This window comes from Pseudoalteromonas sp. HF66 (genome assembly GCF_011806445.1).
In the GTDB taxonomy this organism is placed as follows: domain Bacteria; phylum Pseudomonadota; class Gammaproteobacteria; order Enterobacterales; family Alteromonadaceae; genus Pseudoalteromonas; species Pseudoalteromonas apostichopi.
The window spans coordinates 1-23,777 of record NZ_JAATOU010000008.1; the positions used below are offsets into that span (position 1 = coordinate 1).

Sequence of the window (23,777 nt, forward strand, 5' to 3'; positions counted from 1 at the left end):
GTTGGGATATCGCCAAGCGGTAAGGCAGCAGGTTTTGATCCTGCCATTCCCAGGTTCAAATCCTGGTATCCCAGCCACTTTCTCTACCAAGAAAGTGTTGAAGAATGTCTCTAGCTAAGAGTTGAAAGTAGCAACCCTTTTGATGCGGGAGTGGCGGAATTGGTAGACGCGCTGGATTTAGGTTCCAGTAACTTCGGTTGTGAGAGTTCAAGTCTCTCCTTCCGCACCATGTTCTTGATAAGAACCAAAACTATCAACTTATTCTTTGTTGGGATATCGCCAAGCGGTAAGGCAGCAGGTTTTGATCCTGCCATTCCCAGGTTCAAATCCTGGTATCCCAGCCAACTAACTTCCCTTTCTAATTTCTAATTTCTAATTTCTAATTTCTAATTTCTAATTTCTAATTTCTAATTTCTAATTTCTAATTTCTAATTTCTTCAAAATTGTACTCGATTATATCTACATAAAAAAACGGGCTAATTTTCATTAACCCGCTTGTTAGTATTGATTACGAATTTGTATTAATCTAATGTCCCGCTGATAGCATACTTTAACACCCAGTTTTTTGCAGGACCTGTATTATTTGCAAGCTTTAAAAACTTACTGCGCACCCAGCTAAGTGGTTTAACCTCATTTGAAAAGCCAAAGTAACACGCATCCATCATACTCATCATTAGTAAATTAGCGTGACGGCGTTTTTTCTCATAGCGTTTTAATAAATCATGGTGACCAACATCCTGTTGTTCTGCCAAAATATCAGCCAACGCTACGACATCCTGAAAACCTAAGTTCACGCCCTGACCTGCAAGTGGGTTTATTGTGTGAGCCGAATCGCCAACCAAAACTAAACGCCCCTGTGAATAATCATTAGCATGTTGGCGTGCAAGTGGAAAAACGGCATGTTCAAGTACCTCAAAGTCGCCAGGTAGCTCAGGAAAGTGCTCTATAAGCTTTGCTTTCAGTTGTTCATTTGAGAGTTTATGCCATTGCTTTAATACCGCAGCGTCGTGATAGCAAATTAAATTGGCATACGGTGCCTGCATTGGCAAAAATGCCACAGGTCCGGTTGGGGTAAATTGTTGCCATGTTTTTACTTGCTGCGGTGCATCTAATTTGATTAAAACCCCCATGCAGTGTTGGCCGTACTGCCAACCCGTTACACCTAAGCCAGCTTTGGTACGTAATTGGGACTGTCCGCCATCTGCAGCAACAACTAAATCAGCGGTATATTTAGTATCACCATAATGTAAGGTAATTGCATCAGGCGTTTGACTAATATCTGTAATTAGTGACGTTTGTTCTATTACTTCAATGTTGTACTTAGCAAATTGTTGCCAAAGACTGGCTTGTATTAAATTATTTTCTATTAAATGACCTAAATGTGTTTCGCCAATATCTTTGCAATCAAACAATAGATTCTCGTCTTGCTGCTGGTAGGCTTCAAGCTGTTGATAAGGCGCGATGCGATTTTGCCTAAGTAACGGCATTGCACCTAGGTCGTCGAGTAAATTTTCTGAAAAACGATTAATAGCCGAAATGCGAATATCTACTTTATCTGAACTAAGAATGTGATCAGCATCGATAAGGTGCTTTTCAATGACGGTGACATCCCTACCCTGTTTAGCCAGTGTTACCGCTGTAGCAGCGCCGACCATGCCACCACCGACAATTATTACCTTATTTTTATTCATTTAATATTCGCTCATTTGGCTATTAAAATACGCGACAAATTGTAACGTAATTCAATATTGCGTGTCAGTGCATTTACCGCTTATGAATTTCAAAACAGTAACTTGTTTGATTTCACACCACAAAGATAAAAACTATACTTGGATCTGTGCGGGTATCCAGCTAAAATACGCGTCCTTTAGGTCGGCATACTGCCACTTAATCCTGTTTCTAACACATTTTTGTGTCACTACCGAATTGAAAACGAGGCTATATTTCAATGAGTAAAAAGCTGCATATTAAAACCTGGGGTTGTCAGATGAACGAGTACGACTCTCAGAAGATGGCTGATCTACTAGATGCGACTAACGGCTATCAGTTAACTGAAGAAGCTGAAGACGCAGACGTGATCTTACTCAATACCTGTTCAATCCGTGAAAAAGCACAAGAAAAAGTATTCCATCAGCTTGGCCGTTGGAAACTGTTAAAAGACGACAAACCAGAATTAATCATTGGTGTTGGTGGCTGTGTTGCCTCGCAAGAAGGTGACTCGATTCGTCAACGTGCGCCGTTTGTTGATGTAATCTTTGGCCCGCAAACATTACACCGCTTACCAGAAATGATTAAGCAAGTGCAAAGTGGCGACAGCAGTTCGGTAGTTGACGTTTCATTCCCAGAGATTGAAAAGTTCGACCGTTTACCTGAGCCAAAAGCGGAAGGCCCTACTGCGTGTGTATCAATTATGGAAGGTTGCTCTAAATACTGTACATTCTGCGTAGTACCTTATACGCGTGGTGAAGAAGTAAGCCGTCCACTTGATGACGTATTACTTGAAGTAGCACAACTTGCAGAGCAAGGCGTTCGTGAAGTGAACCTACTTGGACAAAACGTAAATGCGTATCGCGGTGAAACTCATGACGGTGAGATTTGTTACTTCTCTGACCTACTACGTTATGTAGCTGCAATTGACGGTATTGACCGTATTCGTTACACCACATCGCATCCTGTAGAATTTACGCCAGATATCATTGATGCGTATGCAGACGTACCTGAGCTTGTTGATCACCTACACTTACCAGTACAAAGTGGTTCAGACCGTATTCTTAATTTAATGAAACGTGGTCACACTGCACTTGAGTACAAATCTACAATCCGTAAGCTACGTAAAATTCGCCCTAACCTAAGCATGTCATCTGACTTCATCATTGGTTTCCCTGGCGAAAGTAAAGCTGACTTTGAAGCAACCATGAACCTAATTAATGATATTGGTTTCGATATGAGCTTCAGCTTTATCTACAGTGCGCGACCTGGTACTCCTGCTGCTGATTTACCTGATGATGTGACAGAGCAAGAGAAAAAAGAGCGTTTATACCTTCTACAGAATCGTATTACGCAAATGGCACAACAAATCAGCCGACAAATGTTTGGTACTGAACAACGTATTCTAGTTGAAGGCCCTTCTAAAAAGAATCCTATGGAATTACGTGGCCGTACCGAGAATAACCGTGTGGTTAACTTTGAAGGCCCTCACTCAGTGATCGGTCAATTCGTTGATGTACGTATTACAGAAGCATTGCCAAACTCTTTACGTGGTGAGTTAATTCGTACAGAATCAGAAATGAACTTACGTCGTGATGTGGCACCTTCAGCTATTTTAAGTAAAGCTGCTGAAGCTGAGGCCGCTGCGGCCCCTAACGAAATTGGCGTTGCTACTTTCGTACCTTAGGGTGACACTTGGTGCAGGCACTGCCTGCACCCATCAATAGGAAGCAATTTTGAGTAATCAGTTAAAAACATTAGAGATTTATTTAGAACCCGCCGACAACAAACGCCTTTCATCTTTATGTGGTCCGTTTGACGAAAACATTAAGCAAATTGAACGCCGCCTTGGTGTTGAGATAGCACACCGTGATAATTTCTTCAGAGTAACCGGTAAACTGCACCTTGCAGCTGCGGCTGTTGAGATCCTAAAAAACCTCTATATTGAAACTCAACCTATTCGCGGCCTGATTGGCGAAATTGAACCTGAAGCCGTACATTTGGCGATTAGCGAATCAAATGCTCTTGAGCAAGATGAAAATCCAGGTGTATATGGCAAAGACATGGTGATTAAAACTCGCCGTGGCGTTATTAAACCGCGCAATGATAATCAAGGCGTGTATGTTGCTAATATTTTGCATCACGATATTACTTTCGGTATTGGCCCAGCCGGTACTGGTAAAACTTATTTAGCCGTTGCAGCAGCTGTTGATGCCTTAGAGCGTCAAGAAATTCGCCGTATTTTATTAACCCGCCCTGCAGTTGAAGCAGGTGAAAAGCTAGGCTTTTTACCGGGTGACTTAAGCCAAAAAATCGACCCTTATTTACGCCCATTATACGATGCGCTATTTGAAATGCTTGGCTTTGAGCGAGTAGAAAAGCTGATTGAGAAAAACGTGATTGAAGTAGCGCCCCTTGCCTACATGCGTGGTCGTACACTGAATGACGCGTTTATTATTCTTGATGAAAGCCAAAACACCACAGCAGAACAAATGAAAATGTTCTTAACCCGTATTGGCTTTAACTCAAAAGCGGTAATTACTGGTGATATTACACAAGTCGATTTACCCCGTGGTGCTCGTTCAGGTCTTCGCCATGCCATCGAAGTATTAAACGGTGTAGATGAAATTAGCTTTAACTTCTTCCAATCACACGATGTGGTGCGCCATCCGGTTGTTGCCCGTATCGTTGAAGCTTATGAGCGCAACGATGAAGCAGAGCGTTTAAAACGTGCTGAGAAACAACGTGCGAAAGAAGCGCAAGCAAACCAACAAGAAGCAAACTCGTGACCGAATTAGATTTACAAATAGCCTGTGAGTTTGACGACTTACCAAGCTTTGAACAATTCCAGCTGTGGGCTGACAAAGCCCTTAGCAATTACCGTGAAGATGCAGAGCTGACCATAGTGATCAGTGATGAAGCGCAAAGCCAGCAGCTCAACAATGATTACCGCGGCAAAGATAAACCGACTAATGTCTTATCTTTTCCATTTGAAGCACCACCGGGCATTGAGTTACCTTTAGTAGGTGATTTAATCATTTGTCCGGCCATTGTTTTAGCCGAATCAATTGATCAAGAAAAGACCTTTCACGACCATTTTGCCCATATGGTTATCCATGGATGCTTGCATTTACTTGGATTTGACCATATAAAGGACGAAGATGCACTTGAAATGGAAAGCATAGAAAAGCAATTACTTGCCGATCTGAACATCGCTGACCCATATCGAGACGATATTTAAATTAACGGAGCAATTAGACGCAATGAGCGACGACAACTCGCAAACTAGCCAGGGTTCTTCTGGCAAAACGTGGCTGGGCCGCATAGCCCAAATGTTGCAAGGGGAACCCCAGAATAGAGAAGAGCTGGTAGAAGTAATTGCCGATGCGCAAGAACGCGACCTTATCGACCCTGAAACCAAAGACATGATTGAAGGGGTACTAGGTGTATCAGAGCTAAAAGTGCGTGACATCATGATCCCACGCTCGCAAATGGTGACCTTAGAGGTTGATACACCTTTAGAAGAACTATTGCCTATGATGGTTGATTCAACACATTCACGCTTTCCAGTGGTGTGTGAAGACAAAGACCATGTTGAAGGTATTTTATTAGCAAAAGATTTATTACCACTGATCATCAATAAAGATGATCAACTACCTTCATTACGTGAATATTTACGCCCTGCGGTTGTAGTGCCTGAAAGTAAACGTGTTGACACGCTCCTAAATGAGTTTCGTCAACAACGTTACCACATGGCTATCGTTATTGATGAGTATGGTGGTGTGTCTGGTCTTGTAACTATCGAAGATATTCTTGAAATCATCGTTGGTGAAATCGAAGACGAGCACGATGAAAGTGAAGACCTACAAGATATTCGCCAAGTTGCAAAGCACGTTTACGCTGTGCAAGCACTGACTGAAGTTGATGACTTTAACGAATATTTTAAAACCGGTTACAGCACCTCTGATGCTGACACCATAGGTGGTATTGTTTTACATGCATTTGGCCATATGCCAAGCCGTGGTGAAACCATCGAAGTAGAAGGCTTACACTTTAAAGTCACTAACTCAGATAACCGCCGCATCTTACAATTGCAAGTCACCATTCCAAAGGCTGATGATAACGACAGTGAAGAAACTGCTAACTAACCTAAGCCACCTTGCAAAAGATAAAAAAGCCTGGCTCGCACTTGTTGCGGGCCTCTTTTTAACCTTAAGTTACGCACCCTATAACCTATGGTTTATAACTTTTCTTTCTCTTGGTGCCCTGCTCTACTGCATAAACCCACTCGCAAACGGTAAATTAGCTGCTAAACAAAGTGCTAAATATGGCTTTATATTTGGTTTAGGCTGGTTTGGCGCCGGCATAAGTTGGGTTCATGTATCAATAGCGACCTTTGGTGGTATGCCGTTAATAGCATCACTATCATTAATGGTGCTGCTATGTGCTTATTTAGCTCTGTATCCTGCATTAGCCGCTTGGCTGACTACACGCCTTGCTAAAGGCCCATATAGCTTTATCTGTTGGTTACTAGCCGCTATAGCAACCACAGAGTACTTACGTGGCACATTGCTGACAGGCTTTCCTTGGCTTAGTTTTGGTTACACGCAAACAGACAGCCCACTTAATTTTTTAGCGCCCGTAATTGGTGAGTTCGGTATCACGCTTGTATGCATGTTAATTGCGTTTGCCTTATATCGTATAGCATACAAAGATACTAAACCACTTATCGCCTCTGTGGCTCTTTTAGCAGGCTTATATACGATTGCAAACAGCAATCAGCTTCACTACCAAGACAAAACTATTAAAACTGTACTGGTGCAGGGTAATATTAAACAGCATCTTCGCTTTGAGCCGTCTGAGTTTTGGACGACGATGAGCAAATACCAAGATATGACTCGCCTACATTGGAATGCAGATTTAATTGTCTGGCCAGAGGCAGCAGTCCCCGAGCTTGAAGCATTATCAACCGAGTATTTAACAGGCCTCAATAGTGCTGCAACGTTTAATAACACTGCACTTATTACCGGCATCGTCGATTACCAATACGACACGCGTAACATTTTTAATACTTTGATTGTGCTGGGTAAAAAAGAACAAGAAGACAGTGAGGGTGATTATCAGTATTTAGGTAAAAACCGCTACCAAAAGCATCAGTTATTACCCATTGGTGAGTTTGTGCCGTTTCAAGATTTTCTGCGCCCAATCGCACCACTGTTTGACTTGCCGATGTCATCTTTCACCCGTGGTGATGAAGTGCAAAACAATTTACGCGCAAATAGCTTAAATATCTTGCCGGCTATTTGCTATGAAATTGCCTTTGCCGATTTAGTTCGTGGTAATTATCGCAGCGATTCTGATATCTTATTTACGGTTAGTAATGATGCGTGGTTTGGAGACTCTCATGGCCCACATCAGCATATGCAAATAGCGCGTATGCGCGCCCTAGAATTACAGCGCCCGTTAATTCGAGTTACTAACAATGGTATTAGTGCCGTTTACGACCCCATCGCTAAATCACAATTAGCTATGCCGCAATTTAAAGCGGATGTACTCGAAGCCAATATCACTTTAATTAAAGGCGATAGTATTTACAGCCAATATGGTAATTGGCCAGTATGGGCCGTAGTCATATTACTCAGTACTGTTGGTTTGATTTTAAGACTCAAAAAATAACAAAATAAAAGGCTTCATTATGAAGCCTTTTTTGTGTTTTATACTCATTCGCTTAACTAAGTGAACAAGTACTATTGCAGATTAAATTTAAGATTCTATCTTTATCAACTCTACGTCAAATATCAGCAATGAACCTGCTGGAATACTGCCTACGCGTTTACGGCCGTACGCAAGCTGCGGCGGGATATAAAAGGTAAACTTATCCCCTTCACTCATGAGTTGTAAGCCTTCAGTCCAGCCCGCAATCACTTGATTTAAGCCAAAGCTGATTGGCGAATTTCTTACCACTGAGCTGTCAAAAACACTGCCATCCATAAGCGTACCATGATAATGAACCTTTACTTTACTGGTTGCATTTGGTTTTGCGTCATTACCTGAACTTTGCTCAATTTTGTATTGCAACCCAGATGCTGTTTCATGAACATCGTCGGCTTTACTATTGTTCGCTAAAAAGTCCGCTGCTAGTTTTTCATTTTCAAGGGCTTGTAGCTTCGCCTTTTTACTATTTTTAAAAATTAAAAAGCAAAAAATACCAATGATCAGTAAAAGTATTAAATTAATCATTCTGCGTCCTTCTCATCATCATTATCGCCATTAACGATATCAGCAATATTGGCAAGCCTTGCTAATGCTAGGGCATTTATTGAGCCATCAGGATAACCTTGTGGTGTCATTTCGCCTGCGTCTTTATCCATTAATAAACTCAGTGCTTGATCAACTGTTTCAACGGCATAAATGTTAAAGCGTCCTTTTTCTACCGCATCGAGCACTTCGTCATCAAGCACTAAATTGACTTGATTTGATTTAGGAATAATCACCCCTTGCTCACCAGTTAAGCCACGCATTTTACAAAGCTTAAAGAAGCCTTCTATTTTCTCGTTGACGCCACCGATTGATTGCACGTCTCCATGCTGGTTAATTGAGCCTGTAAGCGCGATAGATTGGCTAATAGGTAAATTAGTAATTGCCGATATTAGCGCGCAAAGCTCTGCTAATGAGGCGCTATCACCATCAATGTAACCATAGCTTTGCTCAATTGCGATATTGGCACTGAGCGTTAGGCTAAATTGCTGAGCATATTTATTACCTAAGTAACCGGTTAATAGCATCACCCCTTTTGAGTGAATTGCTTTACCCAGCTCGGCTTCACGTTCAACATCAATAACGCCATCTGCACCTGCGTACACAGTGGCGGTAATACGTGCAGGGGTACCAAATGAAGTATCACCAATGTGCAGCACGGTTAAGCCATTCACTTTGCCCACGGCGTGACCTTCAGTAGCAATTAAAATTTGCCCCTCTTTGATATCACTCAACATGGTTTCTGAAATTTGCCCGGTGCGATATTGCTTACCTACAATAGCTTCATCGATGTGATGAGCATCAATCACAGTTTGCCCATCTTGCTTGGCATAAAAACTGGCTTCTGCCACTAATTCTAATACATCAGCAAAACGAGCTGAGAGCTTGTTATGATGTTCAGCTTGACGATAACTAAATTTTAATAACCTCGCCATCGCTGCTTCATTTACTGTGCAATTAAGTGTCTGCTGACAATATTCAGTGACCTTGGTAATGAACTGATATTGCAGTTTGTCACTGCTTGGCAAATAGTAATCAAAATCAGCGAGTACACGAAATAACTCAGCAAACTCTTCGTCATATTCACCTATTGTGTAATAGAGCTCCCGTGAGCCTAGCAGCACTATTTTTACATCAAGGGGAATAAGCTGCGGACGTAATGTAAAGCTACTCCCCACAGAGCTGTCTTGATAAGGTAAGTCGTTTTTGATTTGATGCGTTTTTAAAGATAACTTAAGGCCATCCCACACTTGTGGGTTAGACATAACTTTCTCTGCATCCATAATCAAATAACCACCATTAGCACGGTGCAATGCACCTGGTTGTATTGAACGGTAACTGGTGATTAAAGAGCCTTGCGAAGTCGCATATTCAATTTTTCCGAAGATATTACCAAACGTTGGATTTGGCTCATACACCACAGGCGCTGCATCATCTTCTTTGTATTCTACTAAGATATTTGGCGCAAAGAAGTCTGTGAGCATCCCTTTACGGTCAAAGTCTTCTTTATTTTCGTCGTTTTCATCGTCGTCGAGCCACTCAAGCACTGCATCAATGATTTCTTCACGAATGTCTTTTAAGTAACGTAACACACCAATATGCGTGGCATATTTGTGTTCAAGGGCTTTAATTAGTGGTTTAGTGGCAAGCTCTGCAGTTGATTTTTTAAGGTTACGCAGTTTCTCAGATGACTCACGCTTCCAGCGAGGCAGCTCAATCAGTGCTTCGATTAATGCATCTTCAAGTTTTTCAATGACCTCATAAAACTCAATACGCAATGGCTCTTCAAGGGCTGCAAATTCACTGTCACTCAGTTGTTTACCGTTAACCAAAGGCGCAAAGCCAACGACGCCATTTTCTTCAATCAGAGCCACACTTTGCTCAAGAGCAGCAATTTCGACTGATGTAATTGCCGCATCGTAAGTATCAGTAAACTCACGGTCGATTGATTTTTTCTTACGTTGATAACCAGGATTATCAAAAGCAGCGGGGAATGTATCGAGTACTTCATCAATGAAAGAATCAATATCGTCTGCTAACTGTTTTGATTGACCAGCTTGCATAAATAACGCAATAGGCTCGCGGTGGTCTTCATAGTTATTAACGTACAACCACTCATTAGGCGTTGGGCGGTCTTTTGAATGGGCTGTGAGCTTGTCTTTTACTAAGGTGTAACGTCCGTGCGCCGCTTCACCCATTACATAGACATTATATCCAGGTAATTCCATCCCCAATGAAAAGTCGAGGGCACTTTGTGCACGTTGCTGGCCAATAAATGGTAAGGCTTCTGGATATGGGTTTTGCATGCAAGTGGCAACATGGCTTGCAGCAATCTCAGGTGCTAACGCAGAAACAGGTAGAGGGATTAGTTTTTTTGTCATTCTAACTTCTTATTTCCCAGTTTTGACTGGGCATTATAGGTAACGCCCAGCACAAGCCTGCGTCACTGATTAAGGTTGTAATGCCTTACGGCGAAAATAAATACCGCCACATTCAGTACAAGGAGTAATTTGCGTAGCATGGTAAACATCGTAACTATGCTGACAATTTTTACATACTAATGTGCCCATGGCTATCCATTCTCCTTCTTGATACACACCATTGTGTTTAAAATCTTGGTTTAATGCTTGCCATTCAAGCTGGGTTTTATCTTCGATATGCGACAATTCGTACCAAAGAGACTCTTTGAGCTCTAGCCAAGCGAGTGAGTCATAATGACTGTCGTTTTCTTTGATATGGTCAATATCGCGCTTTAAATAGTCACGATACTGATATAGCTTTTCTTGACCTAAATCTTTAAGTGCCTGCTCTGACTCAACAAATTTCTCCATTGCATCTTTTAGCTCATTCTCTTTTACGTCTTTAAGCCAAGCACTCAAATCACTAAGCCAAGATTTATAATCTGCCATCGTTTACTCCTTCAAAAGTGATGAAAAATCAATCGTTATACTAGTTGAGTATAGGTTAACCTGTCCTGAAAATATATTTCATTGGAAAATTAATAAAAGCGCCTATTTGCCGCTGTGATTAGCATGTATTTTGGGTTATCCTTATCGACAATTTTTTATTAATTTGCAAGAAGTCTGGAATCGTAGATGCAAGAGCAATATAACCCGCAAGACATAGAGTCAAAAGTACAAGCCTACTGGGAAGAAAACCAAGTATTTAAAGTCACTGAAGATGAGAGCAAAGAAAAGTATTACTGCCTATCGATGTTCCCATACCCAAGCGGCCGACTCCACATGGGTCACGTTCGTAACTACACCATTGGTGACGTAGTATCTCGCTTCCAACGCTTGCAAGGCAAAAACGTAATGCAACCAATGGGTTGGGATGCGTTTGGTCTTCCTGCTGAAAACGCGGCAATCAAAAACAACACCGCACCTGCTAAGTGGACTTACGAAAACATCGATTACATGCGCGATCAGTTAAAGCAACTTGGCTTTGGTTATGATTGGGATCGTGAAATCGCAACATGTCATCCAGAATATTATAAGTGGGAACAGTGGTTCTTCACTAAGCTTTACGAAAAAGGCTTAGTATACAAAAAGATGTCAACAGTAAACTGGGATCCAGTTGACCAAACAGTACTAGCGAACGAGCAAGTAATTGATGGTCGTGGTTGGCGTTCAGGTGCCATTGTTGAGCAAAAAGAAATTCCACAATGGTTTATCAAAATCACTGATTACGCACAAGAATTATTAGATGATTTAGACAAACTAGATCACTGGCCTGAGCAAGTTAAAACCATGCAACGCAACTGGATTGGTCGTTCTGAAGGCTTAGAAATCGAATTCAAGCGTGCTGATAACGACGATACATTCAGTGTTTATACAACGCGCCCTGATACCTTCATGGGTGTGACGTATGTTGCTGTTGCAGCAGGTCACCCAATTGCACAAGAAGCCGCTAAAAACAGCGATGCTGTGGCAATGTTTGTTGATGAGTGTAAAAACACGAAAATCGCTGAAGCAGACATGGCAACCATGGACAAAAAAGGCATTGCTACTGGCTTTTATGCGATTCACCCATTAACAGGTAAGCAAGTACCAATTTGGGTTGCTAACTTTGTATTAATGGATTACGGCTCAGGCGCTGTAATGGCTGTTCCTGCACATGACCAACGTGACTACGAGTTCGCATCAGCTTATGGCCTTGAGATCACTCAAGTTATCGCACCAGCTGCAGGTTCTGAAGAAACGGTTGATTTAGACAACCAAGCTTACACAGAAAAAGGCCTGTTAGTTAACTCAGGTGAGTTCGATGGTCTTGAGTTTGAAGCAGCGTTTAATGCGGTTGCAGACAAACTAGAAGCACTTGGTGTCGGTGAGCGTAAAGTTAACTTCCGTCTCCGTGACTGGGGTGTTAGCCGTCAGCGTTACTGGGGTTCTCCAATCCCAATGCTTAGCGACGAAAATGGTGATGAGCTTGCAGCAACTGAAGACATGCTACCAGTTCGCTTACCAGAAGACGTAGTAATGAATGGTGTTACTTCGCCAATCAAAGCTGACCCTGAGTGGGCTAAAACAACTGTAAATGGCGCGCCTGCATTCCACGAAACAGATACCTTCGATACCTTTATGGAATCATCATGGTATTACGCGCGTTACTGTAGCCCTCGTTTTGACGAAGGTATGATTGAGCCAGGTGCCGCAAATTACTGGTTACCAGTAAACCAATACATTGGTGGTATTGAGCATGCGATCTTGCACTTACTTTACTCGCGTTTCTTCCACAAATTATTACGTGACTTTGGTTTAGTAAACTCAGATGAGCCATTTGAGCGCTTATTATGTCAAGGCATGGTACTAGCTGATACTTTCTATCGTAAAGATGAGAAAGGCGGTGATATCTGGATTTCACCAACAGACGTACAAACTGAAACAGACGACAAAGGTCGTGTTGTTAAAGCGTGGCACAAAGAAGATGGCGAGCCGGTATTCTCTGCAGGCATGAGCAAAATGTCGAAATCGAAAAACAACGGTATCGACCCACAACAAGTTATTGCCGAGTACGGTGCAGATACAGTTCGTTTATTCATGATGTTTACAGCACCACCAGAGCAAACTCTTGAATGGTCTGATTCAGGTGTTGAAGGTGCAATGCGTTTCTTAAAACGTATTTGGAAATACGCTGTTGATGTAGAAACAGTAGGCTACCAAGCGCTTGATAAGTCAGCATTAAACAACGACCAAAAAGTACTACGTCGTGAGCTTCATAAAGCAATTGCAAAAGTAACTGATGACGTTGAACGTCGTCAAACATTCAACACCGCGATTGCAGCAATCATGGAAATCTCTAACAAATTATTAAAAGCACCACTTGCAGATAAGCAAGATGTAGCTATTGCTAACGAAGCTCTTGAAGCATTGCTTATCATGCTTGCGCCTATCACGCCGCATATGTGTCACCAGTTATGGCAAGACCTTGGCAAAGAAGGCGACATCTTAGATGCAGCATGGCCAAAGGTTGATGAATCAGCGCTTGTTGAAGATGAGAAGCTAATCATTGTACAGGTTAACGGTAAGCTACGTGCTAAGTTAACAGTGCCTGCAGATGCAACGAAAGAGCAAGTTGAAACGCTAGCATTTGCTGAAGAAAACGTGACTAAGTTCACTGATGGCGTAACCATCCGTAAAGTGATTTACGTACCTGGCAAACTACTTAACGTGGTTGCTAATTAAGATGGCAGCGCTTCAAGCACTGAAAAACGGACTAGCCCTTGCGCTAGTCTGTTTACTACTAACAAGTTGTGGCTTTCACTTAAAGAAAGCCTCTAATTTGCCTGAAGACTTGAAAGTGATCACCCTTGCTGGTGATGATGAAAAATCAGCGCTATTCGAATTAGTTGAGAAAGAGCTTATTGCTAGTCAAGTAAAGCTAAACGAAAGTGACAGCCTATACCCTGAGTTAATCATCCACAAAGACCGTCTAGAGCGTCAAATATTGTCATTATTTGATAATGGTCAGGTTGCTGAATATGAACTTGCCTATAGTGTAAGCTATACCCTAAAGCGACCAGGTCAAAAAGCCATAAATCAAAGCTTTGAGCTGTATCGTAACTACCAAGACGACCCTGACAATGCCCTTGCAAAGGCAAAAGAACTTGATTTACTATTAAACGAAATTCGTAAACAAGCGAGTCGCCGTATCGTTCGTGAGTTATCACAACTCTAATGCGTTGTTATGCAAACCAACTTCCGAGCCAGTTAAAAAAAGGCCTAGCGCCTTTTTACATGGTCTTTGGTGAAGAGCCTTTTCAAATTGAACAGTGTGTCATACAAATTCGCCAAGCTGCTAAACAGCAAGGCTTTGACGAGGTCATTAAATTTACCTTAATGCCAGGTTTTGATTGGCAAGAAATTGTTGCTCAATACCAGAGTATGTCGCTGTTTAGTGCTCGTACCTTAATTGAGTTTGATTTAAACGAGCAAAAACCAGGTACTCAAGGCAGCCAAATCTTTAAACAACTTGTTGAGCTTGCTAATCCCGATACTATTTTGGTTTTAAAAGGTGCCAAAGCCAGCCAAGATATTCAACGCAGTGCTTGGTTTAAGGCCTTAGATAAACAAGGCTTATTCGTTCCTTGTTATCCCCTCACAGGTAATCATCTAAGTCGTTGGTTGGATGAGCAATGTTACCGTTTAAACTTGAACCTTCATAACAATGCTAAACAAAGCTTGATTGATGCCACAGAAGGTAATTTACTTGCCTGTCATCAAGAACTAGAAAAACTGTCTTTACTCTACGGTAGTGAGCTAATTGACCAACAAGCCGTAATGCAAGGACTTCTTAACCAGTCTAAGTTTGATATTTTTGACTTAAGTGATGCTCTATTAAATGGCCAAGCCAAGCAAGCCGTTAAAGTAATGACTAAACTTGCCGCTGATAATACCGAAGCAATGAGTATTTTTTGGGCTATTAACAAAGAAGCTGCAAATTTACTGGCGATGCAACATGGGCGCTTAAATGGTGCCAACATGTCTGATTTATACAAGCAATTTAATATTTGGAAAAATCAACAAGCGATTGTTCAACAAGCCTTAAACCGCTTAAATATTAAAGTACTCGAACAAATTACAGTTCAGTTAGCTCAGTTTGATGCAGCTTATAAACAAGGGAACCTCGTAGCTCCCTACCAAGCATTAATGCACATATGCTTAATGTTTTGCCAACCAGTGGCAATACCTTTACCTTGCCACCCAGTCTTCGACTAAGAGTGACAATTCATGATTGCTATTTTCGGTGGCACCTTTGACCCGATTCACTTAGGTCATATTAATATGGCCCAGCAATGCGTTCAGCAGTGTCAACTTGATACCCTTTACTTCATGCCTTGCGCTATTCCCGCTCACAAAGCTAAGCCAGGAATAAGTGATGAGCATCGAATTAACATGCTGAAACTCGCGATTGAAAACAACCCACATTTTGCTATTGATTATCGAGAGTTAAATAGAGAAGGTGCATCTTATTCGCTACTGAGCTTAAAAGAGCTTCGTGCAGAAAATCCGTCTTCACCGATTATGTTTTTAATCGGCATGGACTCATTCAATAGCCTAGACAAGTGGTTTAAATGGCAAGAAATTGTCGAACTATGCCATATCGTTGTTTATCAACGTCCGGGTCAACACTGTCAAGTAAGTGGTGAGTTAGCGGTTTATAAAGAAAATGCTTTTACTGAGCAGCTCAGCCAACTGCAACAAACCCATGCAGGTAAGTTATTCTTTTTAGATGGCTTACAAGTTAATGCTGCCTCAAGCGAAATCAGAAAAAAGCTGCATTTAAATGATAATATAGCGGAACTTTTACCTACCACGGTAAGTCAATACATTGCGCAGCATCATCTTTACCAAACAGATGAATAAATACTGTCTGCGTGATAAAATAACAAATTAAGATTATTTATTTTTGAGATAACACTTTGGATTCTAAACAACTACTCGCATTTGCCCTTGATAAAGTCGACGATATGAAAGCCCGTGATGTGGTGCAACTTGATGTTCGTGGTAAGTCTGATATTACTGATTACTTATTAGTATGCTCAGGAAACTCTAAACGCCACGTACAATCTATTGCGGATCACGTTGCTAAAGAAGCACGCCATGCTGGAGAAGAGCCTCTCGGTTACGAAGGCCAAAACGAAGGCGAATGGGTGCTGGTTGATCTAGGTGATGTGGTTGTGCACGTAATGCAAGACCAAACTCGCGACTTCTATGATCTAGAAAAACTTTGGGGCTAACCCTTAGCAAGGACATAGGTAACCATTTTGAAAATACAATTGATTGCTGTTGGCACCAAAATGCCAGCATGGGTTGAAACCGGATTCACAGAATACCAACGTCGCTTTCCGCGTGATATGCCGCTTGAGCTTATTGAAATCCCCGCTGGTAAACGTGGTAAAAATGCTGATATCAAACGTATTTTACAACTTGAAGGTGAAAAGACCCTTGCAGCTATTCCTAAAGGTAACCGTATTGTTACTCTTGAAGTAACGGGTAAACCCATGGATACCCACCAGTTGGCGAAAAGCATGGAAAAATGGCAGCTTGATGGTCGTGATGTCAGCTTGTTGATTGGTGGACCCGAAGGTTTAGCACCAGAGTGTATCGCAGCCTCTGAGCAAAAGTGGTCATTATCAAACCTTACACTACCGCACCCATTGGTGCGCATTATTGTTGCAGAAAGCCTATACCGAGGCTGGAGCTTGAATAACAACCACCCTTATCATCGCGAGTAGTAAAACCAATGCGAAAACACAGACCCACGATTAGAGACCACTCGGCTGAGGCAAACTTATTTGCTCGCCGTGCCTTTGTGGGCTTTGTGTTTGTTACATTGTTAATTGGTGTGTTGCTATCTAACCTGTACAACATCCAAGTTATTGATCATCAAGATTATCAAACACGTTCGAACGATAACCGAATCAAGGTCATTCCTATTGCTCCTAACCGAGGGCTCATTTACGACAGAAATGGCGTATTATTGGCTGAGAACAAACCTGTTTACAATCTTGAAGTGATCCCTGAAGAAGTTGACGATCTTGATAAAGCTCTAACAGAAGTAAAACAGATCATCGAAATTAGTGAGCAACAAAAGGCCGACTTTTTAGATGATATTAAGCACAATCGCCGTTTCAAAAGCCAAGTATTAAAGGCCCGTCTAGACGAGACTGAGGTAGCAAAGTTCTCTGTTAATCAGCATAAATTCCCTGGTTTTAGCATCGAAGCTCGGTTAGCTCGTTTTTACCCCTATGGTGATACCCTCACCCATGCCTTAGGTTATGTTGCCAAACTCAACAAAAAAGAACTCATTAAGCTTGAAGCAGAAGATCAAGCGACTAATTACCGTGCAACTCACGACATTGGGAAGCTTGGTATTGAGAAATATTATGAAGAGCTCCTGCATGGCATGGTGGGTTCACAGCGTGTTGAAGTGAATAACCGTGGCCGAGTTATTCGTACATTGAGCCTTACTCCACCTGAACCAGGTCATGATTTAGTACTCACCCTGGATATTGGCCTGCAACAAATAGCCCAGCATGCTCTAAAAGATATGCGTGGTGCCGTTGTCGTACTTGATGCAAAAGATGGTGGCGTATTAGCTCTGTATTCAAACCCCAGTTATGATCCGAACTTATTTGTACATGGGATCAGTAGTACCGACTACAAAAAGCTGCTCAACCCGGACCGGCCACTTATAAACCGAACTACACAGGGTCGTTACGCACCAGCATCGACAGTAAAACCTCTCATGGCTATTTTAGCGCTTGAGGAAGGCCTGGTTACCGAGCAAACACAAATGTGGGATCCGGGCTTTTTTCAGATTCCAAATGTCGATCACAAATGGCGTGACTGGAGGCGTTGGGGTCATGGTCATGTTGATGTTTACAAAGCCATTGAAGAGTCTTGCGATACCTACTTTTACGACGTTGCGTATCGTTTAGGCATTACTAAAATCAGTGATTTTATGTATCAATTTGGATTTGGTGAGTTATCTGGTATTGATATCCATGAAGAAACTTCTGCAATAATGCCATCTAAAGAGTGGAAAGAAGGTCGCTTTAGAGAGTCTTGGTGGCGTGGCGATACAATTTCAGTGGGGATCGGGCAAGGTTACTGGACTGCCACACCAATGCAAATTGCTAACGCAACCAATATATTGGTAAACCGTGGACTCGATCATCCACCACATCTTGTGCAAGTAGCCAAAAAAGAAAATGAAGTAACGCAAATAAACAATGACGAAAAGCCCCCAGTGGAACTAAAAAATCCTCATCATTGGCAAATTGCTCTCGATGCTATGCATAATACAGTGCACAAAGTCACTGGTACTGCACATAAAGCATTTAGAGGGGCAAGTTACGACCCTGCTGGCAAAACAGGTACTGCGCAGGTGGTAAGTATCGCACAAGGTGAACGTTACGACGCTAAGTCGCTAAAAGAGCGTCAACGAGATAACGCTATCTATGTTGGTTTTGCACCTTATAACGACCCGCAGATTGTTGTCTCTGTAGTTGTAGAAAACACTGGGGGTGGTAGTACGGTTGGAGCTCCTATTGCTCGTCAATTAATGGATTACTACTTCTCAGCTAACCCAATTCAAATTACCCAAAGTGACGCGCCATGATCCCATTAAATAAAAAGCGCTCAATTTGGCAGCGTCTACACCTCGATTTACCGCTACTTGTAGCCCTTTTGGCTATGATGGTTGCAAGTTTAGCGATTGTATACAGCGCCAGTGGCCAAGACTCTGCAATGATGATACGCCATGCAACGCGTATGTTTGGCGCTATTCTCGGTATGTTCATTCTCGCTCAGTTTTCGCCTAATACTTTAAAAAGCATGGTAATTCCGCTTTACTGTGTGGGGCTACTAATGCTGGTAGGAGTGTTATTATTTGGGGTTAGCTCAAAAGGAGCGCAGCGCTGGCTTGACCTAGGTGTAACCCGTTTCCAACCATCAGAATTAATGAAAATTGCTGTGCCTATGATGGTTGCTTGGTATATTGGTCGCAATCATCTTCCCCCTCGCCCACTGCATTTAATTATTGGTTTTGCCATAGTGATGGTGCCAACCATTTTAATTAAAGAACAACCCGATCTCGGTACCTCTATTTTGATAGCTAGTTCAGGTATATTTGTATTGTTTTTATCTGGGCTTAGTTGGCGCTTAATTGGCTTTTTATCAGCCTCAGTGGCATTAGCAGCTTGGCCATTTTGGCATTATGTTATGCTTGATTATCAAAAGCAGCGAGTACTTACCTTTTTGGACCCAGAAAGTGATCCTCTTGGCTCTGGGTATCACATTATTCAATCGAAAATTGCTATAGGCTCCGGAGGAATTGAAGGTAAAGGCTGGTTACAAGGAACTCAATCGCAATTAGAGTTTTTACCCGAACGTCACACCGATTTTATCTTTTCTGTTCTAAGCGAAGAGTTTGGCCTTTTTGGGGTTTGTTTATTGCTGTGTATGTACTTGTTTATTATTGGTCGTGGCTTGTATATTGCGGTAAACGCGCAAGATGCTTTTGGTAAACTTCTTGCCGGTGCATTAACCCTTACCTTCTTTGTTTATGTATTTGTAAATATTGGTATGGTATCTGGGTTACTGCCTGTTGTAGGCGTTCCGTTACCTCTGATAAGTTATGGTGGCACCTCAATGGTGACCTTAATGGCTGGGTTTGGCATTATTATGTCGATCGCCACCGATAAAAGGATGCTTTTAAAATAATGACACAGCGAGTCAATTTCTTATTAATAGCGTTATTCTCAATGCTGCTAGCAGCATGTAGTTCTTCGCAGCAAGGTCGCTATGCTATGGAGCATGATGCTGCGCCGCTTCGTAAACCGACCGAACTTGAAATGCAAGATGCGATAGTTACCCCTGTTGTTAAAAGTGCCAGCGCCAGTCGCCCTTACGAAGTTCGTGGTAAACGCTACACGCCAATGCTTGATGAAACAGGCTATGCAGAAGAAGGCATCGCTTCATGGTATGGCCGAAAATTTCATAATTATCACACCTCAAACGGTGAAGTCTACGATATGTTTGCAATGACAGCAGCTCATAAAACACTCCCTCTACCAAGCTTTGCCAGAGTAACAAATTTAGATAACGGTAAATCAGTGATTGTTCGTGTTAATGACCGAGGACCGTTTCATGAAGATCGGATTATCGATTTATCTTATTCTGCGGCCTATAAATTGGGTTATTACCGACAAGGTACAGCCCGTGTTAAGGTTGAGGCTGTTACCCTTGCAAATTCTGCCCCTCGTTTAAGCTACATTCAGGTTGCAGCGGGAAGTACTCTTGCTAATGTTGAGGCGCTCGCGTTTCAACTTCGTCAGCAATATCATGTGCCAACAAACATTGTTGAAAAAGATGGAATCTATCGATTACGTCTTGGTCCAATAAAAGATGCCGCAGAAGCACAGGCTGTTTTAGAAAAGCTAAAACAAAACCAATTTCAGAACGCGTTCTTGCTTTACAGTGAGTAAGACCTTTAGAATAGGTCAACGCAACATGTTTAACTTTAACCATTAATGAGTACGATGAAATCTATAAAATATAAAATCTTAAGTGGCGTTTGTGGCCTTGTTTGCACTGCTAGCGTATTTTCTGCAACAGCCCAAATTATCCCTGCCCCACCTCAAGTTAATGCGAAAGGTTATTTCTTGGTTGATTTCACCACAGGTAAAGTAATTGCCGAAGGCGAAGCTGATACAAAGCTAGCACCTGCTAGTTTAACCAAAATGATGACCAGTTATGTTATTGGTACTGAAATCAAAGCAGGTAATATTGCTCCAACCGATATGGTTACAGTGAGTGAAAAAGCTTGGGCAAAGAATTTTCCTGAGTCATCAAAAATGTTTATTGAAGTAGGTAAGCAGATCAGTGTTGATGACCTTAATCACGGTATCATTATTCAATCTGGTAACGATGCCTGTGTAGCTATGGCAGAACACATTGCTGGTAGTGAAAGTGCATTTGCTGATTTAATGAATGCGCATGCTGAAAAACTTGGCATGACTAACAGCCACTTTGTAAATAGCCACGGTTTAGATACTAACGAACACTTCACAACACCACGCGATATGGCAACATTAGGTGCAGCTCTTATTCGTGATGTACCAGATGAATACGAAGTATACGCTAAAAAATCATTTACCTTTAATGGTATCAAGCAGTACAACCGCAACTCACTGTTGTGGGATGAAAGCATGAATGTTGACGGTATTAAAACTGGCCATACGTCTGAAGCTGGCTATAGCTTAGTCACTTCAGCAACTAAAGACGACATGCGTTTAATCGCGGTGGTTATGGGCACTGAAAGCGAGCGTGCACGAAAAGTTGAAAGCAAAAAGTTACTTAACTATGGTTTCCGCTTTTTCGAAACAATTACCCCATACAAAGCAGGCGATAGCTTTGCAGAACAACGTATTTGGATGGGTAACAAAGAAAACGTATCGCTAGGTATCTTAGAAGACACGCCAATTACTATCCCGCGTGGTCAGCGTAAAAACTTAAAAGCAAACTTCGAGCTTGATAAAACGTTAGAAGCACCACTGGCTAAAGGAACTAAAGTAGGCACGCTTTTCTTACAGCTTGAAGGTGAAGAAATTGCTCAATACCCACTAGTTACACTAGAAGAAGTGGAAGAAGGTAGCTTCTTTAGCAAGATCTACGATTACCTGCGTTTACAAATTCAGTAATCTGCTAGTAAAGTTTATAAACGCCTTGCACCGCAAGGCGTTTTTTTTTGTCTGAAAAATGATAGAATGCGCCCCATATAAGTCGCGCTGGGTCGAGTGCGTCGTAATCTAAGTTTGCTTAACGCCAAGAAATGGCAGAGAACACCTCTATTAAGCATACTCACTGTTTGAGGAGTCACCGTCGTGGTTCAACCTGTAAAAAATACTAAGTTTGACGAGTATTTAGATTTTCCTTGCCCATTCACATTTAAAATCATGGGTTTAGCTAATGTAAATCTAACAGATCAGATCCTAGAAAAGCTGCAACCAATTGCACCTGGCGATTATGCGCCAAAGGTAAAACCAAGCAGCAAAGGTAATTACGAATCTGTAACGCTTGTAGCTACCGTTACAAGTAAAGAGCATATTGAAGAAATTTATAACGTGATCAGCAACATCGATGACGTACGTCACATGCTATAGACCGATTACGGAGTAAATCGTGAGCGAAAGAGAATTAATCGTTCGTCAATTAGGTCGTCAGCGTTACATGCCAATTTGGCAAAAAATGCAATCTTTTACCGACACCCGTGATGAGCACACAGCCGATGAAATTTGGCTCGTTGAGCACGAGCCTGTATTTACTCAAGGCCAAGCTGGTAAAGCTGAGCATTTATTAAATACCGGTGATATCGAAGTGATCCAAGTGGACCGTGGTGGCCAAGTGACATACCACGGACCAGGCCAGCAAATGATGTATGTGCTGTTCAACTTACGTCGTTTAAAAATAGGTGTAAGAGAGCTAGTTACATGGCTTGAAGAGTGTATTATTGACACGCTAAAAGAATATGACATTGATGCCTACGCCAAAGCAGATGCACCTGGTGTCTACGTAAACGATAGTAAAATCGCCTCATTAGGCCTTCGTGTTCGCCGCGGTTGCTCTTTCCACGGTTTAGCACTTAATGTAAACATGGATCTAGCGCCATTTTTGCGTATAAATCCATGTGGCTATGCTGGCATGAACATGGTGCAAACAACCGACCTTAACGGTCCGCAAAACCTCGAGCAAGCAGGTGCAGGGCTTGTAAAACACATGATTAAAAAGCTTAATGCTACTGTGGTTAAGCATACTGAAGGGTTTGAAAACGAATGAATAAACCAGTCAAAATGGAACCAGGCGTAAAACTGCGTGATGCAGAAAAAATGGCGCTGATACCAGTTAAAGTTTTACCGACTGAAAAAAACGAAATGTTACGTAAGCCAGAGTGGCTGAAAATTCGCTTACCTAAATCAACCGAACGTATTGATGGTATTAAACAAGCGATGCGTAAACATGGTTTGCACTCAGTTTGTGAAGAGGCATCATGCCCTAACCTATCTGAATGTTTCAACCATGGTACAGCTACCTTTATGATTTTAGGTGCTATTTGTACTCGTCGTTGTCCATTCTGTGATGTTGCACACGGCCGTCCATTAAAGCCAGATGCAGCAGAGCCTGAAAAGCTAGCGCTGACCATTAAAGACATGAAGCTTAGCTATGTTGTTATTACCTCGGTAGACCGTGATGATTTACGTGATGGTGGTGCACAGCACTTTGCTGACTGTATACGTGAAATTCGTAAGCACAACCCAGAAATCACCATTGAAATTTTAGTGCCAGATTTTCGTGGTCGTATGGACAGAGCCCTTGATATCTTAATCGAGACGCCGCCAGATGTATTTAACCACAACCTAGAAACTGCACCGCGTTTATACAAATTAGCGCGTCCTGGTGCTGATTATAAGTGGTCACTTGAGCTTCTACGTCGTTTTAAAGAAGCGCACCCTAATGTGAAAACTAAATCAGGTTTGATGGTAGGTTTAGGTGAAGAGATTAGCGAAATCGAAGAAGTGTTACGTGACTTACGCGAGCATAACGTTGATATGCTAACAGTAGGCCAATACTTACAACCTTCTAAGCACCACTTACCTGTTAAACGCTATGTGCCGCCAGCAGAGTTTGATGCATTAAAAGACTATGCAGACGAAATTGGCTTTACTCATGCGGCCTGTGGTCCATTTGTTCGCTCAAGCTACCATGCTGACCAACAAGCAGCTGGTAAAGAAGTGAAGTAAGACTTCT

At 42.0% G+C, this 23,777-nt stretch carries 22 protein-coding genes and 3 tRNA genes; 21 read left to right on the plus strand and 4 right to left on the minus strand.

Annotated elements, in window-relative coordinates:
• Window positions 1–2 precede the first annotated feature (2 nt).
• The 3 genes from HCZ11_RS09595 (at window position 3) to HCZ11_RS09605 (ending at window position 344) form a co-directional block, all read left to right on the plus strand.
• A tRNA-Gln gene (locus HCZ11_RS09595) sits at window positions 3–77 on the plus strand.
• A 67-nt stretch (window positions 78–144) separates the two neighbouring features.
• Window positions 145–229: transfer RNA gene (locus tag HCZ11_RS09600), tRNA-Leu, on the plus strand.
• A 40-nt stretch (window positions 230–269) separates the two neighbouring features.
• Window positions 270–344, plus strand: a tRNA-Gln gene (locus HCZ11_RS09605).
• A 177-nt stretch (window positions 345–521) separates the two neighbouring features.
• Here HCZ11_RS09605 and HCZ11_RS09610 read toward each other — a convergent pair.
• Window positions 522–1,691 carry an FAD-dependent oxidoreductase gene (locus tag HCZ11_RS09610; RefSeq protein WP_130051174.1) on the minus strand — a complete coding sequence of 390 codons (1,170 nt, stop codon included), beginning with the start codon at window positions 1,689–1,691 and terminating at the stop codon, window positions 522–524.
• A gap of 257 nt (window positions 1,692–1,948) precedes the next feature.
• Between HCZ11_RS09610 and miaB the strand changes: the two genes are divergently transcribed.
• From miaB to lnt, 5 genes are read left to right on the plus strand one after another with little or no spacing between them, the layout of a single operon-like run.
• Window positions 1,949–3,394: a tRNA (N6-isopentenyl adenosine(37)-C2)-methylthiotransferase MiaB gene (miaB, locus tag HCZ11_RS09615; protein WP_167658319.1), complete on the plus strand. Its 1,446-nt coding sequence runs from the start codon at window positions 1,949–1,951 to the stop codon at window positions 3,392–3,394.
• Window positions 3,395–3,443: 49 nt separating this feature from the next.
• Window positions 3,444–4,496 carry a PhoH family protein gene (locus tag HCZ11_RS09620; RefSeq protein ID WP_054551658.1) on the plus strand — a complete coding sequence of 351 codons (1,053 nt, stop codon included), beginning with the start codon at window positions 3,444–3,446 and terminating at the stop codon, window positions 4,494–4,496.
• Window positions 4,493–4,948 (plus strand): rRNA maturation RNase YbeY, encoded by a 456-nt coding sequence (ybeY, locus tag HCZ11_RS09625; RefSeq protein WP_130051172.1) that lies wholly within the window; start codon window positions 4,493–4,495, stop codon window positions 4,946–4,948. The genes HCZ11_RS09620 and ybeY overlap by 4 nt, the downstream gene beginning before the upstream one ends.
• A gap of 22 nt (window positions 4,949–4,970) precedes the next feature.
• Complete coding sequence (corC, locus tag HCZ11_RS09630) at window positions 4,971–5,855, plus strand: CNNM family magnesium/cobalt transport protein CorC (RefSeq protein WP_130051171.1); 885 nt, start codon at window positions 4,971–4,973, stop codon at window positions 5,853–5,855.
• Window positions 5,836–7,383 carry an apolipoprotein N-acyltransferase gene (gene lnt, locus HCZ11_RS09635; RefSeq protein ID WP_250661028.1) on the plus strand — a complete coding sequence of 516 codons (1,548 nt, stop codon included), beginning with the start codon at window positions 5,836–5,838 and terminating at the stop codon, window positions 7,381–7,383. The genes corC and lnt overlap by 20 nt, the downstream gene beginning before the upstream one ends.
• An 87-nt stretch (window positions 7,384–7,470) precedes the next feature.
• Here lnt and HCZ11_RS09640 read toward each other — a convergent pair whose 3' ends face one another.
• The 3 genes from HCZ11_RS09640 to HCZ11_RS09650 form a co-directional block, all read right to left on the minus strand.
• Entirely contained in the window at window positions 7,471–7,947 is a 477-nt protein-coding gene (locus tag HCZ11_RS09640) for an FKBP-type peptidyl-prolyl cis-trans isomerase (RefSeq protein ID WP_167658321.1), read from the minus strand.
• On the minus strand, window positions 7,944–10,346 hold the full coding sequence (locus HCZ11_RS09645; protein ID WP_130051168.1) for a Lon protease family protein: 2,403 nt from the start codon (window positions 10,344–10,346) through the stop codon (window positions 7,944–7,946). Before HCZ11_RS09645 ends, HCZ11_RS09640 begins: the two co-directional genes overlap by 4 nt.
• Before the next feature lie 69 nt (window positions 10,347–10,415).
• Window positions 10,416–10,874, minus strand: coding sequence for a zinc ribbon-containing protein (locus tag HCZ11_RS09650; RefSeq protein WP_130051167.1), 459 nt, complete (start codon window positions 10,872–10,874; stop codon window positions 10,416–10,418).
• A 186-nt stretch (window positions 10,875–11,060) separates the two neighbouring features.
• Between HCZ11_RS09650 and leuS the strand changes: the two genes are divergently transcribed.
• From leuS to lipA, 13 genes are all read left to right on the plus strand, one after another.
• Window positions 11,061–13,649, plus strand: a complete 2,589-nt coding sequence (gene leuS / locus HCZ11_RS09655) for a leucine--tRNA ligase (RefSeq protein ID WP_167658322.1) — start codon at window positions 11,061–11,063, stop codon at window positions 13,647–13,649.
• 1 nt (window position 13,650) lies between these two features.
• Entirely contained in the window at window positions 13,651–14,142 is a 492-nt protein-coding gene (gene lptE / locus HCZ11_RS09660) for an LPS assembly lipoprotein LptE (RefSeq protein WP_130051165.1), read from the plus strand.
• Entirely contained in the window at window positions 14,142–15,182 is a 1,041-nt protein-coding gene (gene holA / locus HCZ11_RS09665) for a DNA polymerase III subunit delta (protein ID WP_167658323.1), read from the plus strand. Before lptE ends, holA begins: the two co-directional genes overlap by 1 nt.
• A gap of 12 nt (window positions 15,183–15,194) precedes the next feature.
• Complete coding sequence (gene nadD / locus HCZ11_RS09670; protein WP_167658324.1) at window positions 15,195–15,830, plus strand: nicotinate-nucleotide adenylyltransferase; 636 nt, start codon at window positions 15,195–15,197, stop codon at window positions 15,828–15,830.
• A gap of 56 nt (window positions 15,831–15,886) precedes the next feature.
• Window positions 15,887–16,204, plus strand: a complete 318-nt coding sequence (rsfS, locus tag HCZ11_RS09675) for a ribosome silencing factor (protein ID WP_130051162.1) — start codon at window positions 15,887–15,889, stop codon at window positions 16,202–16,204.
• A 27-nt stretch (window positions 16,205–16,231) separates the two neighbouring features.
• On the plus strand, window positions 16,232–16,702 hold the full coding sequence (gene rlmH / locus HCZ11_RS09680; RefSeq protein WP_036967350.1) for a 23S rRNA (pseudouridine(1915)-N(3))-methyltransferase RlmH: 471 nt from the start codon (window positions 16,232–16,234) through the stop codon (window positions 16,700–16,702).
• A gap of 8 nt (window positions 16,703–16,710) precedes the next feature.
• Window positions 16,711–18,591: a penicillin-binding protein 2 gene (gene mrdA, locus HCZ11_RS09685; RefSeq protein WP_130051161.1), complete on the plus strand. Its 1,881-nt coding sequence runs from the start codon at window positions 16,711–16,713 to the stop codon at window positions 18,589–18,591.
• Window positions 18,588–19,694 (plus strand): rod shape-determining protein RodA, encoded by a 1,107-nt coding sequence (gene rodA, locus HCZ11_RS09690; protein ID WP_167658325.1) that lies wholly within the window; start codon window positions 18,588–18,590, stop codon window positions 19,692–19,694. The genes mrdA and rodA overlap by 4 nt, the downstream gene beginning before the upstream one ends.
• Entirely contained in the window at window positions 19,694–20,458 is a 765-nt protein-coding gene (locus tag HCZ11_RS09695) for a septal ring lytic transglycosylase RlpA family protein (RefSeq protein ID WP_130051159.1), read from the plus strand. The genes rodA and HCZ11_RS09695 overlap by 1 nt, the downstream gene beginning before the upstream one ends.
• 54 nt (window positions 20,459–20,512) lie before the next feature.
• Window positions 20,513–21,673, plus strand: a complete 1,161-nt coding sequence (locus HCZ11_RS09700) for a serine hydrolase (protein ID WP_054551673.1) — start codon at window positions 20,513–20,515, stop codon at window positions 21,671–21,673.
• Between the two features lie 183 nt (window positions 21,674–21,856).
• Complete coding sequence (gene ybeD, locus HCZ11_RS09705) at window positions 21,857–22,135, plus strand: DUF493 family protein YbeD (RefSeq protein WP_054551674.1); 279 nt, start codon at window positions 21,857–21,859, stop codon at window positions 22,133–22,135.
• A 19-nt stretch (window positions 22,136–22,154) separates the two neighbouring features.
• Window positions 22,155–22,808, plus strand: a complete 654-nt coding sequence (gene lipB / locus HCZ11_RS09710; protein ID WP_167658326.1) for a lipoyl(octanoyl) transferase LipB — start codon at window positions 22,155–22,157, stop codon at window positions 22,806–22,808.
• Entirely contained in the window at window positions 22,805–23,770 is a 966-nt protein-coding gene (gene lipA, locus HCZ11_RS09715) for a lipoyl synthase (protein ID WP_130051157.1), read from the plus strand. The genes lipB and lipA overlap by 4 nt, the downstream gene beginning before the upstream one ends.
• The last annotated feature ends 7 nt before the right edge of the window (window positions 23,771–23,777 follow it).

Excerpts from the sequence above, each read along its gene's own strand:
- mrdA (WP_130051161.1), top strand. The coding sequence starts at position 16,711 with ATGCGAAAACACAGACCCACGATTAGAGACCACTCGGCTGAGGCAAAC.
- holA (WP_167658323.1), top strand. The coding sequence starts at position 14,142 with ATGCGTTGTTATGCAAACCAACTTCCGAGCCAGTTAAAAAAAGGCCTA.
- HCZ11_RS09640 (WP_167658321.1), bottom strand. The coding sequence starts at position 7,947 with ATGATTAATTTAATACTTTTACTGATCATTGGTATTTTTTGCTTTTTA.
- HCZ11_RS09610 (WP_130051174.1), bottom strand. The coding sequence starts at position 1,691 with ATGAATAAAAATAAGGTAATAATTGTCGGTGGTGGCATGGTCGGCGCT.
- corC (WP_130051171.1), top strand. The coding sequence starts at position 4,971 with ATGAGCGACGACAACTCGCAAACTAGCCAGGGTTCTTCTGGCAAAACG.
- HCZ11_RS09645 (WP_130051168.1), bottom strand. The coding sequence starts at position 10,346 with ATGACAAAAAAACTAATCCCTCTACCTGTTTCTGCGTTAGCACCTGAG.
- nadD (WP_167658324.1), top strand. The coding sequence starts at position 15,195 with ATGATTGCTATTTTCGGTGGCACCTTTGACCCGATTCACTTAGGTCAT.
- leuS (WP_167658322.1), top strand. The coding sequence starts at position 11,061 with ATGCAAGAGCAATATAACCCGCAAGACATAGAGTCAAAAGTACAAGCC.
- lptE (WP_130051165.1), top strand. The coding sequence starts at position 13,651 with ATGGCAGCGCTTCAAGCACTGAAAAACGGACTAGCCCTTGCGCTAGTC.
- HCZ11_RS09695 (WP_130051159.1), top strand. The coding sequence starts at position 19,694 with ATGACACAGCGAGTCAATTTCTTATTAATAGCGTTATTCTCAATGCTG.
- HCZ11_RS09700 (WP_054551673.1), top strand. The coding sequence starts at position 20,513 with ATGAAATCTATAAAATATAAAATCTTAAGTGGCGTTTGTGGCCTTGTT.
- miaB (WP_167658319.1), top strand. The coding sequence starts at position 1,949 with ATGAGTAAAAAGCTGCATATTAAAACCTGGGGTTGTCAGATGAACGAG.
- rodA (WP_167658325.1), top strand. The coding sequence starts at position 18,588 with ATGATCCCATTAAATAAAAAGCGCTCAATTTGGCAGCGTCTACACCTC.
- HCZ11_RS09650 (WP_130051167.1), bottom strand. The coding sequence starts at position 10,874 with ATGGCAGATTATAAATCTTGGCTTAGTGATTTGAGTGCTTGGCTTAAA.
- lipA (WP_130051157.1), top strand. The coding sequence starts at position 22,805 with ATGAATAAACCAGTCAAAATGGAACCAGGCGTAAAACTGCGTGATGCA.